Genomic DNA, 14860 nt, shown 5'->3' with positions numbered 1-14860 from the left:
CACGGATGGGCTGGCTGTTCGTCGCACCGATATAGGCCGGAAACCTTGACCGGACATCGACGCCCGGGCCCCGGTGGTGCCGCAGCGCACATGGGCACCCGCCGTGCCCGGTCACTCGGTCAGCGACCGTTGTATTCGGGCAACGACGGCTTGCCGCCGAAGATCACCTGCGAGGGGTCGCGCTCGATGGTGCGGGCGGCGCTGTTGAGGCTGTTGAGGGTGCGCTGGCCCTCGGTGGACAGGTTCTGGACCTCGCGCCGGCCCGCCCCGCTCAGGCGGCCGAAGCTCGTCGTGATGGTCGCGGTGCGCTTGTCGAGGTTCTCCGACATGGTCCGGAAGGCCCGGCCCGCCTCGCGGATCGAGATCGCCGCCTCGCGGATCTCGCCGAAGGTGCTCTTGCCGGCCTCGCCGGAGGCCGAGCCGAGGAAGCCCTCGGCCCCCTTGAGCACCGCGTCGACGCGGTCGGCGGAGGCGTTGAGCTTGGCGGCCAGGAGGCGCGCGTCGTGCAGCCCGTCCTGGATGTCGGGCGCCGCCGCCGCGAGGGCGGCCGAGAAGCGGTCCGCATTGTCGATCAGGCTGCCGAGCTTGCGGCCGTCCACGGCCTTGACCAGGGCGTCGAGGGCGGGGGCGCTGTCGTTCAGCGCCTTCGAGAATTGCTCGACATTGGCGAGGGTGCGGTTGATCGCCCCCTCGTTGCCCGCCACCACCCGGTCGAGGCGCTGCAGCATGTCGTCCGCGCGCTGCGCGATGGTGCGCGCGCTCTGCATCAGGTCCTGGATGTCCGACGAATCGGCGAAGATGGTCGCCATCCGGTCGCCCTCCGGCGCCTTCAGGGGCGGGGCATCGGCGCTGCCGCCCACGAGGGCGATCGAGGCGACGCCGGTCAGCATCGTCATGTCGAGGCGCGCCCGGGTGTCGGCGCGCAGGGGCGTGCTGCGCTCGACCTCGACCAGGGCCATCACCCGCCGCGGGTCCTGCGGCAGCAGCTCGACCTCCGTCGCCTCGCCGACCCGGATGCCGTTGAAGGTGACGACCGAGCCCTTGGCGAGCCCGCCGACGCCGCCCGAGAACACGATGCGCAGGGGCATGCGGCCGTCGTTCGAGACGGGGCCGCGCATCCAGAACGCGAACAGGAAGCCGGCGGCGATCACCGCGAGGGTGAAGGTCCCGATCAGGACGTTGTTGGCGCGGGTTTCCATGCCGTCAGGGTCCTCCGGAGGAGCTGGGGGGCGCCGCCGCGCGGGATCGCGTCATCGCGCCGCCGCGCGGGGCTCGCCGGGCACGATCGCCCGCGCGCGCTTGCCGTGGAAGTAGGAGCGCAGCCAGGGGTGGTCCGAGGCGAGCATCTCCTCGATCGGGCCCGCCGCGATGATCTGGCCGTCGCCGAGCGCCGCGATGCGGTCGCAGGCGGTGTAGAGGCTGTCGAGGTCGTGCGTGACCATGAACACGGTCAGGCCGAGCGTGCGCTGCAGGGTGGCGACGAGGTCGTCGAACTCGCCCGCGCCGATCGGGTCGAGGCCCGAGGTCGGCTCGTCGAGGAAGAGCACCTCCGGGTCGAGGGCCAGCGCCCGGGCGAGGGCCGCGCGCTTGATCATGCCGCCCGAGAGTTCGGAGGGCAGCTTGTCGGCCGCGTCCGGCTTGAGGCCGACGAGCTCGATCTTGAGCCGCGCGAACTCGTCGAGCAGGCGCTCGGACAGGGTCAGGTGCTCGCGCATCGGCACCTGGATGTTCTGCTTGACGGTGAGGGCGGAGAACAGGGCGCCCTGCTGGAACAGCACGCCCCAGCGGCGCTCGATCAGGCGCCGCCGGGCCGGGGAGAGGCGGTCGACATCCTCCCCGAAGACCTCGATCGTGCCCGAGCGCTTCGGCACGAGGCCGAGCAGGGTCCGGGTCAGGACGGACTTGCCCTGGCCGGAGGGGCCGACGAAGCCCAGGATCTCGCCCCGGCGGATGTCGAGGTTCAGGCCCTTCAGGACCGTCCGCTCGCCGAAGCCGACCACGAGGTCGCGCACGCGGATCACCGCGTCGCCTCCCGGGGAGGCAAGGGGTTGGGCGTGAGCCTGCACGGGAGCCGCTTCTACAGGTCGATGGCCGCGAAGAAGATGGCGAAGACGCCATCGAGCACGATGACCATGAAGATTGACTTGACGACTGAGGCGGTGACGTGGCGGCCGAGCGATTCCGCCGAGCCCTCGACGCGGAAGCCTTCGCTCGTCGCGATGATGCCGATGATCAGGGCCATGAAGGGGGCCTTCAGCATGCCCACGAGGCCGTGCCGGACCGAGATCACTGCCTGCAGCCGCGCCAGGAAGGCGTCGAAGGACAGGTTGCCGTAGGCCATCGAGGTCAGGGCCCCGCCGAGCAGGGCCGCGACGTCGGCGAGGAAGCCGAGCATCGGCAGGGCCAGCATCAGGGCGAGGATGCGCGGCACGATCAGGATCTCGATCGGGTCGAGGCCCATCACCCGCAGGGCGTCGACCTCCTCGCGCATCCGCATCGAGCCGATCTCGGCCGTGAAGGCCGAGCCCGAGCGGCCCGCCACCATGATGGCGGTGAGCAGCACCCCGAGCTCGCGCAGCGTGAGGATGCCGATCATGTTGACGACGAAGGACTGCGCCCCGAAGCGCTGCAGCTGGATGATGCCCTGCTGGGTGACGATGCAGCCGACCAGGAAGGCGATCAGCATGATGATCGGCGTGCCCCGATAGGCGATCTGCTCCATCTGGTTGACGAAGGAGGCGGCGCGGAAGCGGCGCGGCCGGGCCAGGACCCGCAGGCAGGCCGCCACCACCTCCCCGAGGAAGCCGAGCCAGGACAGGCCCTCCGCCCCGAGCCGGCGCAGGCCGGCCCCGAGCGCCTCGAGCCCGTCGAGGAGGCCGAGGCGGCGGCGGCGCGGGGGAGGGGGGGTGTCCCGCCGATAGGCGACCTCGCGAAGCAGGATGCGGTGCTCGGGCCGGGCGCCCGCGTAGTCGACGGCGCGGCCCGCCGCCTCGATCTCGCTGCGGGTGCGCTCCAGCACGAAGGCCCCGAGCGTGTCGAGCCGGACCAGCCCGGAGAGATCGACCTGCACGCGCGGCCCCGGCTCGCCCGGCGCCGCGATCGCGGCGGCGGCGGCCTCGACGGCGGGCGCCTGGTCGGCGGTCCAGGACCCGGTGAGCCGCGCCTGGACGCCGTCGCGGAAGCGCAGGAGGGTGGCGCCGGCCACGGTCAGGTGCGCGCTGGCCTCGGTCGACACGGGCCCGGCCTCCTGGTTGCTCGACATCCCCTCGGGCGGCCTTATAGCCTGGGCTCGCCGCGCGTGACAAACCGCGCCGCCGCGGCCCGGGCCGCCGCCGCGGTGAGGACGAGCGCGAGGGCGGCGACCGGGAGCATCAGGGCAAAGGCGAGGAGCGGCCCGCCCTGCCGGACGGCCGCCCCGCTCGCCAGGGTGGCGGCCGCGGAGGCGAGCGAGGCGCTCGCCGCGTAGATCCCCTGCGCCCGGCCGCGGGCCGCCTCCGGGGCGAGCCGCGCCAGCGCCCCCATCGCGCCGAGCTGGGTCGCCCCGAAGGTGAGCCCGTGCAGCGCCTGGAGGGGCAGCAGGGCGGCCGCCAGGCCCGGGCCCGAGAGGCCCGAGAGGCCCGAGAGGCCCGAGAGGCCCGAGAGGCCCGAGAGGCCCGAGAGGCCCGAGAGGCCCGAGAGGCCCGAGAGGCCAATGAGCCCGGCCCAGCGCAGGAGCGCCGCCCCTGCCCCGAGGGCGAGGAGCCGGAAGGGCGCGTCGCGCAGGGCCGCGACGCGTCCGACCAGGACGAAGAAGGCGATCTCGGCGACGACGCCGGTCGCCCAGGCGGCGCCGATGAGGGGCGGAGTGAGGCCCAGCGACGTCCAGTGGATGCTGCCGAAGGCGTAGACCGCCGCGTGGCTCGCCTGGGCCGACGCGGCCGCCGCCATGGCGAGCCGCAGCGCGAGGGGGAGCCGGGCGGAGCCCGGCGGCGTCCGGCGCGCCGGCTCCGCCGCGGTTCCGGCGGCCAGCGCCGCGCTGCCCAGCGCCGAGACGAGGCCGAGGCCGGCCAGGAAGGCCGTGACCCCGGCCCGCTCGCCGACCAGCCCGAGCAGCCAGCCGCCGGCGAGGCTCGCGGCCAGGAAGCCGAGGGAGCCCCCGAGCCGGATCCGCGCGTAGGCGAGGCGCGGGTCGCGCCGCACCGCCGCGAGGCAGAGGTAGTCGAGCGCCGGCACGAGCGGCGCCCCCGCCACCGCGTTGAGCGCGATCGCCCCGGCGAGGACGGGCCAGCCCCGCGCCGCCGCCGCGGGCATCAGCGCGTAGGTGAGGGCGAGCCCGAGGCTGCCCGCGACGAGGAGCGCCCGCGCGGTGACGCCCCGGTCGATCAGCGCCACCAGCGGCGCGGTGGCGACGATCTTCACGGCGATCGGCAGGGCCACCAGGGCGCCGATCACTTCCGGCGGCAGCCCGAGGCTCGCGAGCCAGAGCGGCAGGAACGGCATCGCCACGCCGATCCCCGCGAAGATCAGGGCGTAGAGCAGGCCGAGGCGCGGGCCGGCGGCGAGGGGGAGCAGGGACATCGCCTCCGGTTGACAACGGACGTCGCGTAAGCGGCCGTTAACGTGGGGATGTCAAGCCATGAAAACGGGCCATCGGGCGCCCTCACAGTCCCGGGACACGCACCATGGCAGGCTTCACCTCGCTCCCGACGCCCGGCGCGGACGAGTATGGCGTGATCGAGTCGGCGCTGATGGAAACGGCGCGGGGCCGGTGGTTCCTGGCCGAGTTCGCCCGGCGCCAGCGCGGGGACGACACCGAGCGCCTGCTCGCGGCGATCGGACGCCTGGAATCCACCATCGCGGCGGACCGGCAGGTGCCGGAGATGGACCGCATGCGCCTCGACCTCGTCGAGATGGTCAAGGCGATCAGCCGCACCAAGGACGAGATCACGGCGATCCAGTCGCCGGACCAGGACCAGAGCCGCCTCGAAGCCGCCTCGGAGGCCCTCGACGCGATCGTGCGCACCACGGAGCGGGCCACCTCCGACATCCTCGCCGCGGCCGAGGAGATGCAGGAGGTTGCCTGGACCCTGCGCGAGAGCGGCGCCGACAGCCGGGTCTGCGACATGCTCGACCAGAACGCGACCCGGATCTACACCGCCTGCTCGTTCCAGGACCTGACCGCCCAGCGCACCAGCCGGATCGTCAACACGCTGCGCTACCTGGAGCAGCGGCTCACCGCAATGATCGAGATCTGGGGCGGCGACGCCGACGCGGCTCCGCCGCCGCCGGAGCCGGTGGCGCCCTCGCCCGAACTCGCCCAGAGCGACGTCGACGCGATGATCGCGACGTCGGCGCCGCCCCCTCCGCCGGTGCGCCGCCGCGACCTGGAGGACCCGGTTCTGGCCTCGGACGACATCGCCTTCGTGCCGAGCCTGCCGGCGCCCCCGGCCGAGCCGGCTCCCTTCGAGGGCGAGAACCTCGCGCTCGGCGCGGCCTTCGCCGACCTCGACGGGCTCCCGCCGACCGAGAAGATCATCCGCTTCAGCTGACGGGGCGCGCCCGGGCCGCGCCTCGCGGGTGCCACGATCGGGCGGCAGAGCGGCCCCTCCCGCGAGACGATTATGCCCCTTCACCTCCTCAAGCTCTGCGTCGGCTGCGACTCGATCGGCGACCTGGAGGCGTGGATCGCCGAGCGGCGCGACGGCGCGCGGCGGGCCGGGACGGCCTTCGAGCAGGTCCACACCACCCGCATGGTCCCCAAGCGCGCCGACGCGATCGCGGGAGCGGGCTCGCTCTACTGGGTGATCAAGGGGCTCGTCGCCTGCCGCCAGCCGATCCGGGCGATCCGGCCCTTCGTGGACGGGGACGGGATCGGCCGCTGCCACCTCGTCCTCGATCCGTCCGTGGTGCCGGTCGAGCCGCGCCCCTGCCGGCCGTTCCAGGGTTGGCGCTACCTCGCGGAGGCCGACGCGCCCCGCGACCTCGGCCGCGACGCGGCGGTGAGCCTCTCGGCGATGCCCGAGGCGATGCGCCGGGAACTCGCGGCCCTGGGGCTGCTCTGAGAGGGTGGGGACGGTGCGAGGTGCGGCCTGCCCGGCTTGGCCCTGCCGCGAAGGGTGAACCGTGGGGCGGGAGACGCATGGCGCCCGCGCCGTTCCCCGTCCGCGAGGTTCCCGGCCCGTTCAAGCCCCGGCCGCCGCGCCGCGCAGCCCGACCAGCACCCGCACGTCCCCCTCGCGGCAGAGCCGCGCCATCCGGGGCTCGGCCAGCCCGGTGTCGGTGACCGCGTAGCCGAGCCCTTCGAGGAGGGCGCGGACCGCCGCGGAGGGCGCGCCGTAGCAGCCGTGGGTCTCGACCGCGACGACCCGCGGGCGGATCGTCATGGCGCCGAGGATCACCGTCTCGGCGCCCTCGCAGTCGAGTTCGAGCAGGTCGGTCGGGGGCAGGTCGGCCGGGGCCACGATCCGGGCGGCGCCGGCCCCGCCATAGACCCGGACCGGCGCCCCGACGACGGCGTGGTGCAGCCGCACCCGCGCGGCGACCCCGTTCGCCTCCAGCATCCGGCGCGTCGCCGCGATCCCGCCCGGGTCGCCTTCGTAGGCGGTGACCGTGCCCTCCGCGCCGACCCCGAGGGCCGCGACCGCGGTCGTGACGCCGCTCCCGGTGCCCACCACCGTCACGGCGTCGCCCGGGCGGAGATGGGCGCGCAGGGCCCGGACCAGCCCCTCCTCGAAATCGGGAATGTCCTGCGCCACCAGGGCGGCGGGGAGCCAGCGGTCGCCCCAGCGGCGGTAGCGGCCGGTCGGCAGCCCCGCGTAGAGGACCGGCTCCGCCCGCGGCAGGTGACGGCGCAGGGCCCGGTCGTAGGCGACGGAGGCGGCCTTGGCGGCGAGGCCGGCGAGGCCGCGCTCCGCCCGCAGGAAGGCGGCCTTCTCCAGGATCTCGCGCATGGCCGCCGGCCGCCCCTCCCGCCCGTGTTGTGGCCGCGATAGAGCACCGACGTGGACGTGTAAACGCGGTCCTGCCTCAGCCCGGGCAGCGCTGGGGCGCGAGGGGTGGGGCCGGGCTGCGCGACAGGCGCACCGCGTCGGCGGCGTAGAGGGCGAGGGCGATCCAGGTGAACCCGAACACGGCCGCCCGGGCCGGGTCCAGGCTCTCGCCGAACACCGTCACGCTCAGCAGGAGGGTGCAGGTCGGCGAGAGGTACTGCATCAGCCCGAGCGTCGCCAGCTTCAGGCGCCGCGCCGCGGCCGCGAACCAGATCAGCGGCAGCGAGGTCGTGATGCCGGTCAGGAGCAGGAGCCCGGCCGTGCGCCCGTCGAGGGCCGGGAGGGCGGCGGACTCGGGCGCGGCACCGGCGAGGTAGGCCAAGGCCGCCGGCAGCAGCAGCACGGTCTCGGCGCCGAAGCCGAGGATCGGGTCGATCGGCACCAGCTTGCGGATCAGCGCGTAGAGGGCGAAGCTCGTGGCGAGCGCGAGGGCGAGCCAGGGCAGGGTTCCGGCGAGCGCCACCGCCGCGGCGACCCCGGCCGCCGCGAGCCCCACCGCCCAGGCCTGGAGCGGGCGCAGCCGCTCGCCCAGCACCGCGGCGCCGAGCGCCACGGCCACCAGCGGGTTGATGAAGTAGCCGAGGCTCGCCTCGACCATGTGCCCGTTCTGGACCGCCCAGAGATAGAGCGACCAGTTCACCGCGATCAGCAGCGCCGAGACGGCGAGCAGCGCGTGCCGCCGCGCGGGCACGAAGGGCGCGCGGCGCCCGCGCAGGACCACCAGCAGGAGGAGCACGAACAGGCTCGACCACAGGATGCGGTGGGCGAGGATCGTCCAGGGCGGCAGGCTGCCGAGGAGGCGAAAGTGCAGCGGGACCAGGAGGCCCCAGCACAGATAGGCGCCGAGCGCGTAGACGAGTCCCACCGCCTCCTCCCGAGACGTCCCCGCGGCCGTTCCCGGGAGACCCTGCCCTCTCTGCCCGAGCGGGGGGAGCGACGCCACGGGGCGCGGCGGGGGACCGGCATCCGCCCGGCGCATGACCGGTGCCGGTCCCGGGCCGCAGCCCTCACCGGAATCGCACGAGGCAATTCTGGTGAGTCCCTTGCCTGGTGAGTCCCTTGCCTTGTGGGTCTCTTGCCTGGTGGGTCTCTTGCCTGGTGGGTCTCTTGGTCCGCATCCTGTTTCGCCGCCGAGCCGGTGACCGGTTCGGCGCATGGCGCTCAGCGCCGATGCTGGCTCGACAGGCTGCTGTCGTTGCCCGAGACGGTGGTCATCGGCGCCTCGGCGCCGCTGGTGTTGTCGCCGCCGGTCGGCTGACCGCCCCGCGGCGCGCCGGTCTCGTCGAAGTCCCGGCGATTGGCGGAATGGTCCTGGTACTGCTCGGTCTGCACGTTCTTGCTGTCGAGCCCGCGCTCGTGGCTGTGGCGGGACTTGTCGCGGTTGCTCAGCACCATGTTCTCCGGGAGGATCCCCTCCGGCAACTCGGTCATCGCGCCGGTCCCCGAGCCCTTGCCCTGCGTCCCGGGACCCATGTGGTGCTTGTCGGCCTTCGCCATCCTGCTCCTCCGGCTGCCGAGCGGGGCCAAATACCCCATCGGGGTACCTGAGATGAGCAGGCGGGGCGCGGCCGGCAAGCGTCGCGGGCGGAAATATCGCGCTGGAACCTTTCGGCCCCGCGCGCGATGCCGGCGCTCACCCCTTCTTGTCGCAGGGATACGCGTCCCGGAGGGCGAGGAGCGCCAGCACGCCCGCGCTCTCGCGCAGGGCGGGCGGGTGCGCCTTGCCGTAGGCGACCACCGCCCGGATCAGCTGCAGGAGCGTCCCCTCGGGCGGCAGGCAGGCCCCGAGCAGGGGCGGCGCGTCGGCGCGCTCGGCCACCACGGCGAGGTTCTGCACCGCGCTCATGAAGGCGAAGCAGCTCACCGTGTCGGGGTCCTGCCGGTAGTCGAGGGTGTCGCCGCGCTGCTTGGCGGTCCGCAGGAGGCTCTTGCACTGCGTCACGATCTGGTCGCCATTCGCCGCGGACGCGTCCGACGCCGCGAGGCACGCCGCGGTGGCCACGACCAGCATCCATCTCACCATGGGGGATCCCTGACACGAAGCGGTCGCGAGCGACCGCGGGCGCGCAGCCTAGCAAGCGGAGGCGGCGGGGACGCAACCCACGGTGTCGGATCCCACGGCCGCGTTGACGCACCGTGCCGCGCGGGCCGCACCCGGCAGGGGCGCGGCCGAGCGCGGGCGCGTCAGCGGGCTGGGTAGATCACCCGCATGGCGGTCTCCGCCCGCGCGTCGCTCTCGGACCGCATGGCGGTCTCGGTCCGCGCCTCCTCCGGCGCGGTCCACGGTTTCGGGGCGTGGCGGACGAGGCGGGCCATCAGCTTGCGGGCCTCGTCGGCCGGCAGCGCCCCGATCGGGGCCGTGCGGGCGAGCAACTCGCGGCGGGTCTGGTCGTTGACGACCCGCGAGCGGCGCACATCCTCGAACTCGCCCGGGCGGTGCTTGGCGGAGCCCGCCGCGCCCACGAAGACGCGCGGTCCCTCCGGCATGATGACGATGTCGCCGTGGCGCAGGGTCGGGTCGCGCAGGAGGGCGGCCCGGGCCTCGGAGGGATTGGTGATCCGCTCGGCCGGGACCAGGACCTTGAGGGCCCCGGCCTTGTCCTCGGCCGGGGCCTTGGGCAGGGCGGCGTAGCGGGCCCGGTGGCGCAGGGCGGCCCGGGCGTCGGCCCGGTTGCGCCCTGCGAGGCGCCGCCGCAGCCGGGTCGTCGGCTCGGCGAGGGGCTGCGGGATCGCCGCGGGGGCCGTGCTGCGAGCGGCGCCGCCGCCGAACAGGGCCCCGAACAGGCCGCCGAGCCCGTCCCCCTCGGTCGCCCGGCCCGCGCCGGCCGTCGAGATCAGCAGGCATCCCGAAACCAGGGCCAGGAACAGGCCGCGCCGGGGCGCGGCCGAGCGGGAACGATGCGACGGCATGGAGCCTCTCCCCGGGCACTGTCGGAACGGCGAAGGTCTTGTGTCCTCCAACCTCGACTGTGCCCGAACAGTTCCGCTGCCGTCCGGAAAACTTGACGTTGTCTGATCGATCCCGCCGGGGGACAGTGCGGCGCCGGCGCCTCAGAGGCGGCTGAGCTGGACCTTGCTGACGCCGCTGATGCCGATCGCCCGCGCGGAGGCCTGCGACAGGTCGATGACGCGGCCGCCCACGTAGGGCCCGCGGTCGTTGATCCGCACCACGACCGAGCGGCCGTTGCTGGTGTTGGTGACCCGCACCCGGCTGCCGAAGGGCAGGCTGCGGTGGGCGGCCGTGAGCGCGTGGGTGTTGAAGCGCTCGCCGTTGGCGGTGCGCCGGCCCTGGAACCCGGGCCCGTACCACGAGGCACCCCCGGTCTGAGCCAGGGCAGGCGTGCTGGCTTGGAGCGTCGCGCTACCGCCGACGGACGCGGCAAGACAGATCAGCGCCAGCTTGGCCTTCGAAAACATTTCACATTCCCGTTTTGATATGCTGAGGCGGCGCAACATAGGGCTGATCTGGGCAAGAATGTGACTGCCGAAGTGAGAAGTATTAACGGAGATTTATTAGTACCCGAACGGCCCGCGTTGCAGTGCAACATCTTGGGTTGACTGATTTTCCCGAGAGCCCGGCGGCCTGCGCCGGGCGGCCCCGGGCCGGCCCCGGGCGCCTCAGGGGGCGCGGTCGGCGGCCTGGAGCGCGATCCGCAGGAGGTCGGCGAGGCTGCGCGCGCCGAGCTTGTGGCGCATCTGCGAGCAGGCATTGGCCACGGTCTTGTAGCTGAGCGCGAGTTCGGCCGCGATCGCCCCGTGCGAGCGCCCGGCGCCGAGCAGGGCCAGGATCTGGCGCTCCCGCGCGGTGAGGCCCGCCAGGGGCTCGGGCCTCGGGCGGGCGCGCAGCAGCGCCACCTCGGCGGCGAGCGAGGGGTCGAGGTAGGGCTCGCCGGCGCGCACGCGCTCGAAGGCCTGGTGCAGCTCGGCCGAGGCCGTGTCCTTGAGGACGTAGCCCAGCGCCCCGCTGTCGAGGGCGCGGGCGACGATCACCGGGTCGTCGTGCATGGTGAAGACGAGGATCCGGGTCCCGGGCGCCACGGCCCGGATGCGCCGGATGAGGTCGAGCCCCTTGAGGGCGGCGCCGTGGAAGGTGAGGTCGGCCACGACGACGTCCGGCCGGTGGCGGTGGAAGCTGCGGTAGCCCGCCCGGATGCAGGTCGCCTCGTGGACCGCCTCGACGCCGGCATCCTCGAGGACGCGGCGGCAGCCCTGGAGCACGATGGGGTGGTCGTCGACGACGAGGACGTTCACGCTCCGCCTCCTGCCGGTCCGCCCCTCGCGGGGCGATCGACCCTAGGGCACCGGCGCGGGCCGCGGAAGCCGGAGCCGCCGCGACCCGGTCCGGTCGGTGTTCCGGCCCGGCACTCGACTCACTTGCCGGACTGACTTGCCGGACTGACTTGCCGGATTCAGTTGCCGGATTCACTTGCCGGTGCGCACCCGCGTCCACAGCCGGGTGACGACCCGCTGGGTGCGGTCGTCGTAGGCGGTGTTGGTGAACAGGCGCCTGAAGGTCGCCTCGTCCGGGTAGACGCCCGGGTTCGACAGGATCTCGGGCTTCACCAGCGCCTTGGCGGCGAGGTTGCCGCTCGCGTAGGACACGAAATTGGTGTTGGCCGCCGCCACCTCGGGCCGGAGCATGAAGTCGATGAAGGCGTGCGCCTCGGCCGGATGGGCGGCGTCCTTCGGGATCGCGAAGGAATCGAACCACATCAGCGCCCCCTGCTGCGGGATGTAGTAGGCGATGTCGACGTCGTTCTTCGCCTCCTGGGCGCGCCTGCGGGCCTGCAGCACGTCGCCCGAATAGCCGACCGAGAGGCACACGTCGCCGTTGGCGAGTTGGTTGATGTACTCGGAGGAGTGGAACTTCTGCACCGCCCCGCGGATGCGGAAGAGCGCCTCGCCGGCCTGGTTCAGGTCGTCGACGCGCTTCGAGTCGGGCTTGAGGCCGAGCGCCGCCAGCACGTTGGGAAAGATGTCCTCGGGGGCGTCCAGCATGGTGACGCCGCAATCCTTGAGCTTGGCGATCAGTTCGGGCCGCAGGACGATGTCCCAGGTGTTGAGGGGCTGGTTCGGGCCGAGCCGCTCGCGCACCAGCGCGGTGTTCACGCCGATGCCGGTCGTGCCCCACATGTAGTCGACCGCGTAGGCGTTGCCCGGGTCGTAGACGGCGAGCCGCGCCATCACCTCGGGCCACGCGTTCTTCAGGTTCGGCAGCTTGGCCTTGTCGAGGGGCTGGAACGCCCCGGCCCGGATCAGGCGCTGCAGGAAGGGCCCGGACGGCACCACGACGTCGTAGCCCGACTTGCCGGCGAGCAGCTTCGTCTCGAGGATCTCGTTCGTGTCGTAGGTGTCGTAGACCACCTTGATGCCGGTCTCGCGCGTGAAGGCGTCGAGCATCTTGTGGTCGATATAGTCCGACCAGTTGTAGATGTTGACGACCCGCTCCCCGGCGGCAGCGGCGGGCCAGGCGAGGGCGAGGCAGGCGGCCAACAGGCCGCCGAGGAGGGGGCGCGCCATCTCAGGCTCCCGCCGCGGCGATGACGGCGATCTCGACGCGGTATTGCGGCCCGGCGAGCTTCGCCTCGACGGTGGCCCGGGCCGGCGCCTGGCCGGCCGGGACCCAGGCGTCCCAGACCCGGTTCATGTCCGCGAAGGCGCCGATGTCGGCGAGGTAGATCGTGGCCGAGAGGATCCGCTCCTTGGCGGAGCCGGCCTGCGCCAGCAGCGCCTCGATCTGGGCGAGGATCGCGCGGGTCTGGGCGGCGACGTCGTCGCCCTCGGCCACTTGGCCGGCGAGGTAGACCGTGCCGTTATGCACGACCGCCTGGCTCATGCGCGCGCCGGTCTCGATCCGTTGGATGGTCATGCTGGCTTCCTGGGTGAGTGCCGAATTCGCCGCCGGGGCGGCGCTGCGCCTTGTGCCGCCCCGCGCGGCACCGCGTAAAGACCCGCGGGGCGCGCGGACAAGCTTACGGCCACGCAACCCCGGGGCGTTCCGCGCGTTGCTCGGGTAGTTTCAAGCGAGGCCGAAAGGCGCACCCTCCATGTCGATCCTCTGGACCATCATCATCGGCTTCGTCGCCGGCGTCATCGCGAAGTTCATCATGCCCGGCCCGAACGAGCCGAGCGGGTTCATCCTCACGACGATCCTGGGCATCGTGGGGGCCTTCGTGGCCACCTTTCTGGGGCAGGCCGTAGGCTGGTACGGGCCGAACCAGGGTGCCGGCCTGATCGCCTCGGTGGTCGGCGCCGTGATCGTGCTGGGGATCTGGGGCATGATCCAGAGCCGGCGCACCACGACCTACTGAGCCGCAGGCGGGCCCGGGCGGGAGGTCGCAGCCCTCCCGCCCGGCGCACGTCCCGGCTTGATGGCGCCGGCCCGGAAACGGTAGACTTCCGGCTGACCCGCGAAGGATGCCGGCCGTTGCGGCGCAGCCCCCTGATCCTCAACCTCGTCTTCCTGATCGGGGCGCTCGCCGCGTCCCTCGACGGGTGGTCGGGCCTGCCGGTCGGCGCGCCTCCCGGGCACGCCGCCGTGGCGCAGCGCTCGCACGGGGGCGGGACGCCCTGGGCCCTGCTCAGCGCGATCCTGGCCGACGACGACGAGCGGGGCCTGCCCGGATCGCATGGCTCCGGTGCCGCGGACCTTGCGCTCCCCGCCCAGATCCTTCCGCCCCACGCCTGCGCCTGGGCGCGGCTTCCGGTCCGCCGGGACCCGCCGCATCGGCCGATCCTCCTCTCCGCTGCCTCGCCCCGCGGGCCGCCGCGGGTTTCGTGACCGCTCCCCACGCGAACGAAACCCCCTTGGCGGGCCTCCGCTCGATCGCGGACGGCCTGCGCGGAGCCCATCCCGATGTCCCTGTTCCATTCCTCCGCCGAGGCGCTGCCGCGGCGCGCCCGGCCCGTGTCCGATTCGACGCCCAGCCCGGCCGCCCGCATCTCCCGCGGCACCGACGCCGCCGGCCGCATTGGCTGGCTCGCCACCTCCGACCGCGCGGGCCGCGCGGTCACCCGCCACTTCGCGGACGAGACCTTCGGCGGCGAGGCGGCCGCGCGGGCGGAGGCCGAGCGCTTCGTCGCCGCTCCGGCCGCGACCGACCGCGAGGGTCTCGCCCTGATGCGGCGCCTGCGGCCGCGGCGGAATTGCCGCTCCGGCCTGCCCGGCGTGTCGCGCTTCGTCCGCAAGGCGAGCGGCACCGCCTTCTGGGTCGCCTACTGGGACGATGCGCAGGGCCGAAAGATCCAGCGCAAGTTCTCCGTCTCGGTCCACGGAGAGGAGGAGGCCCGCCGCCTCGCCATCGACGCGCGCCTCGCCGCGGTGCGCGACCACATCGACCGGTCGGTGGCCCTGCAGGTCGGGGGCGTCGCGCTCTCGCCGCATGCCTGACGCCCCATGCCTGACGCGCGAAGGGCGTCCCCTCCCGGGGGCGCCCTTCGTCCCACGCCGTGACCCCGGGACCGCTCGGCCCCGGAAAGCCCCGAGGAAGGTCAGGCGTGCTCGATGCGGTCCGGCGCCTGCTCCAGGAGCGCCTTGGCGGCGCAGTGGCCGGTGGCGCCGCGGATCGCCAGCATGGCGCCGCCGACCAGCACCGCGAGGCTCAGCCACTTGTTCGGGCGCGGCTGCGCCGCGGCCGCGGCGAGGCCGAGGCCGAGCACGACGGAGATCGCGCGCTCCTTCGTGCTGAGGTTGACGTCGCCGTGGAAGACGTCCGTGATCGCGTTCGACATGATGCGCTGGTTCCTCGCGTCCGTACTGTCGGGGGGTCGACAGGCGAACGCGGGAGAAGCGGCGCCGTTCCGTGCCCGCAGCCGCGCGCCCGCGGCGGCGC

The 14860-nt window shown here is 73.7% G+C and carries 19 protein-coding genes; 5 read left to right on the top strand and 14 right to left on the bottom strand.

What is annotated here, in order from left to right:
- Nucleotides 1-119 precede the first annotated feature (119 nt).
- Genes M446_RS23745 through M446_RS23730 form a run of 4 tightly spaced genes read right to left on the bottom strand, consistent with a single transcriptional unit; the run spans nucleotide 120 to nucleotide 4557 of the window.
- Complete coding sequence (locus M446_RS23745) at nucleotides 120-1199, bottom strand: MlaD family protein (protein WP_012334651.1); 1080 nt, start codon at nucleotides 1197-1199, stop codon at nucleotides 120-122.
- 51 nt (nucleotides 1200-1250) lie between these two features.
- Complete coding sequence (locus tag M446_RS23740; RefSeq protein WP_012334650.1) at nucleotides 1251-2021, bottom strand: ABC transporter ATP-binding protein; 771 nt, start codon at nucleotides 2019-2021, stop codon at nucleotides 1251-1253.
- Nucleotides 2022-2077: 56 nt separating this feature from the next.
- Nucleotides 2078-3262, bottom strand: a complete 1185-nt coding sequence (locus M446_RS23735) for an ABC transporter permease (protein ID WP_012334649.1) — start codon at nucleotides 3260-3262, stop codon at nucleotides 2078-2080.
- Between the two features lie 14 nt (nucleotides 3263-3276).
- Nucleotides 3277-4557, bottom strand: coding sequence for an MFS transporter (locus tag M446_RS23730; protein ID WP_012334648.1), 1281 nt, complete (start codon nucleotides 4555-4557; stop codon nucleotides 3277-3279).
- Nucleotides 4558-4661: 104 nt separating this feature from the next.
- On the opposite strand from M446_RS23730, the gene M446_RS23725 reads away from it, so the two are divergent.
- Nucleotides 4662-5528, top strand: coding sequence for a hypothetical protein (locus tag M446_RS23725; protein ID WP_012334647.1), 867 nt, complete (start codon nucleotides 4662-4664; stop codon nucleotides 5526-5528).
- A 72-nt stretch (nucleotides 5529-5600) separates the two neighbouring features.
- Nucleotides 5601-6041, top strand: coding sequence for a DUF1489 family protein (locus M446_RS23720; protein ID WP_012334646.1), 441 nt, complete (start codon nucleotides 5601-5603; stop codon nucleotides 6039-6041).
- Nucleotides 6042-6161: 120 nt separating this feature from the next.
- Here M446_RS23720 and M446_RS23715 read toward each other — a convergent pair whose 3' ends face one another.
- The 9 genes from M446_RS23715 to M446_RS23675 form a co-directional block, all read right to left on the bottom strand.
- Entirely contained in the window at nucleotides 6162-6929 is a 768-nt protein-coding gene (locus tag M446_RS23715; RefSeq protein WP_012334645.1) for a 50S ribosomal protein L11 methyltransferase, read from the bottom strand.
- A 76-nt stretch (nucleotides 6930-7005) separates the two neighbouring features.
- Nucleotides 7006-7893 carry an EamA family transporter RarD gene (gene rarD, locus M446_RS23710; protein WP_012334644.1) on the bottom strand — a complete coding sequence of 296 codons (888 nt, stop codon included), beginning with the start codon at nucleotides 7891-7893 and terminating at the stop codon, nucleotides 7006-7008.
- Nucleotides 7894-8189: 296 nt separating this feature from the next.
- A complete protein-coding gene (locus M446_RS23705; protein ID WP_012334643.1) occupies nucleotides 8190-8525 on the bottom strand; it encodes a hypothetical protein in 336 nt (111 codons plus the stop codon).
- A 136-nt stretch (nucleotides 8526-8661) separates the two neighbouring features.
- Nucleotides 8662-9051 (bottom strand): Rap1a/Tai family immunity protein, encoded by a 390-nt coding sequence (locus M446_RS23700; RefSeq protein ID WP_012334642.1) that lies wholly within the window; start codon nucleotides 9049-9051, stop codon nucleotides 8662-8664.
- 161 nt (nucleotides 9052-9212) lie between these two features.
- Nucleotides 9213-9938: a hypothetical protein gene (locus tag M446_RS23695; protein WP_012334641.1), complete on the bottom strand. Its 726-nt coding sequence runs from the start codon at nucleotides 9936-9938 to the stop codon at nucleotides 9213-9215.
- Between the two features lie 141 nt (nucleotides 9939-10079).
- Nucleotides 10080-10445 carry a septal ring lytic transglycosylase RlpA family protein gene (locus tag M446_RS23690; RefSeq protein ID WP_012334640.1) on the bottom strand — a complete coding sequence of 122 codons (366 nt, stop codon included), beginning with the start codon at nucleotides 10443-10445 and terminating at the stop codon, nucleotides 10080-10082.
- A 201-nt stretch (nucleotides 10446-10646) separates the two neighbouring features.
- Nucleotides 10647-11279, bottom strand: coding sequence for a response regulator (locus M446_RS23685; RefSeq protein ID WP_012334639.1), 633 nt, complete (start codon nucleotides 11277-11279; stop codon nucleotides 10647-10649).
- Between the two features lie 171 nt (nucleotides 11280-11450).
- A complete protein-coding gene (locus tag M446_RS23680) occupies nucleotides 11451-12548 on the bottom strand; it encodes a polyamine ABC transporter substrate-binding protein (protein WP_012334638.1) in 1098 nt (365 codons plus the stop codon).
- A 1-nt stretch (nucleotide 12549) separates the two neighbouring features.
- Nucleotides 12550-12897: a RidA family protein gene (locus tag M446_RS23675; RefSeq protein WP_012334637.1), complete on the bottom strand. Its 348-nt coding sequence runs from the start codon at nucleotides 12895-12897 to the stop codon at nucleotides 12550-12552.
- Nucleotides 12898-13075: 178 nt separating this feature from the next.
- On the opposite strand from M446_RS23675, the gene M446_RS23670 reads away from it, so the two are divergent.
- The 3 genes from M446_RS23670 (at nucleotide 13076) to M446_RS23660 (ending at nucleotide 14418) form a co-directional block, all read left to right on the top strand.
- Nucleotides 13076-13339 (top strand): GlsB/YeaQ/YmgE family stress response membrane protein, encoded by a 264-nt coding sequence (locus tag M446_RS23670; RefSeq protein WP_012334636.1) that lies wholly within the window; start codon nucleotides 13076-13078, stop codon nucleotides 13337-13339.
- A 116-nt stretch (nucleotides 13340-13455) separates the two neighbouring features.
- Entirely contained in the window at nucleotides 13456-13809 is a 354-nt protein-coding gene (locus tag M446_RS23665) for a hypothetical protein (RefSeq protein WP_012334635.1), read from the top strand.
- Between the two features lie 75 nt (nucleotides 13810-13884).
- Nucleotides 13885-14418: an AP2/ERF family transcription factor gene (locus M446_RS23660; protein ID WP_012334634.1), complete on the top strand. Its 534-nt coding sequence runs from the start codon at nucleotides 13885-13887 to the stop codon at nucleotides 14416-14418.
- A 101-nt stretch (nucleotides 14419-14519) separates the two neighbouring features.
- On the opposite strand, the gene M446_RS23655 is transcribed toward M446_RS23660, so the two are convergent.
- Nucleotides 14520-14759 (bottom strand): DUF2892 domain-containing protein, encoded by a 240-nt coding sequence (locus M446_RS23655; RefSeq protein WP_012334633.1) that lies wholly within the window; start codon nucleotides 14757-14759, stop codon nucleotides 14520-14522.
- Between the last annotated feature and the right edge of the window lie 101 nt (nucleotides 14760-14860).

The organism is Methylobacterium sp. 4-46 (genome assembly GCF_000019365.1).
In the GTDB taxonomy this organism is placed as follows: Bacteria; Pseudomonadota; Alphaproteobacteria; order Rhizobiales; family Beijerinckiaceae; genus Methylobacterium.
The sequence above is the reverse complement of the archived record's forward strand: the minus strand, read 5'-3'. Positions and strand labels throughout refer to the sequence as shown.

Coding starts and splice junctions, on each gene's coding strand:
- M446_RS23690 (WP_012334640.1), bottom strand. CDS start 10,445: ATGTTTTCGAAGGCCAAGCTGGCGCTGATCTGTCTTGCCGCGTCCGTC.
- M446_RS23700 (WP_012334642.1), bottom strand. CDS start 9,051: ATGGTGAGATGGATGCTGGTCGTGGCCACCGCGGCGTGCCTCGCGGCG.
- M446_RS23695 (WP_012334641.1), bottom strand. CDS start 9,938: ATGCCGTCGCATCGTTCCCGCTCGGCCGCGCCCCGGCGCGGCCTGTTC.
- M446_RS23730 (WP_012334648.1), bottom strand. CDS start 4,557: ATGTCCCTGCTCCCCCTCGCCGCCGGCCCGCGCCTCGGCCTGCTCTAC.
- M446_RS23705 (WP_012334643.1), bottom strand. CDS start 8,525: ATGGCGAAGGCCGACAAGCACCACATGGGTCCCGGGACGCAGGGCAAG.
- M446_RS23735 (WP_012334649.1), bottom strand. CDS start 3,262: ATGTCGAGCAACCAGGAGGCCGGGCCCGTGTCGACCGAGGCCAGCGCG.
- M446_RS23725 (WP_012334647.1), top strand. CDS start 4,662: ATGGCAGGCTTCACCTCGCTCCCGACGCCCGGCGCGGACGAGTATGGC.
- M446_RS23675 (WP_012334637.1), bottom strand. CDS start 12,897: ATGACCATCCAACGGATCGAGACCGGCGCGCGCATGAGCCAGGCGGTC.
- M446_RS23660 (WP_012334634.1), top strand. CDS start 13,885: ATGTCCCTGTTCCATTCCTCCGCCGAGGCGCTGCCGCGGCGCGCCCGG.
- M446_RS23720 (WP_012334646.1), top strand. CDS start 5,601: ATGCCCCTTCACCTCCTCAAGCTCTGCGTCGGCTGCGACTCGATCGGC.
- M446_RS23680 (WP_012334638.1), bottom strand. CDS start 12,548: ATGGCGCGCCCCCTCCTCGGCGGCCTGTTGGCCGCCTGCCTCGCCCTC.
- M446_RS23715 (WP_012334645.1), bottom strand. CDS start 6,929: ATGCGCGAGATCCTGGAGAAGGCCGCCTTCCTGCGGGCGGAGCGCGGC.
- M446_RS23670 (WP_012334636.1), top strand. CDS start 13,076: ATGTCGATCCTCTGGACCATCATCATCGGCTTCGTCGCCGGCGTCATC.
- M446_RS23745 (WP_012334651.1), bottom strand. CDS start 1,199: ATGGAAACCCGCGCCAACAACGTCCTGATCGGGACCTTCACCCTCGCG.
- M446_RS23655 (WP_012334633.1), bottom strand. CDS start 14,759: ATGTCGAACGCGATCACGGACGTCTTCCACGGCGACGTCAACCTCAGC.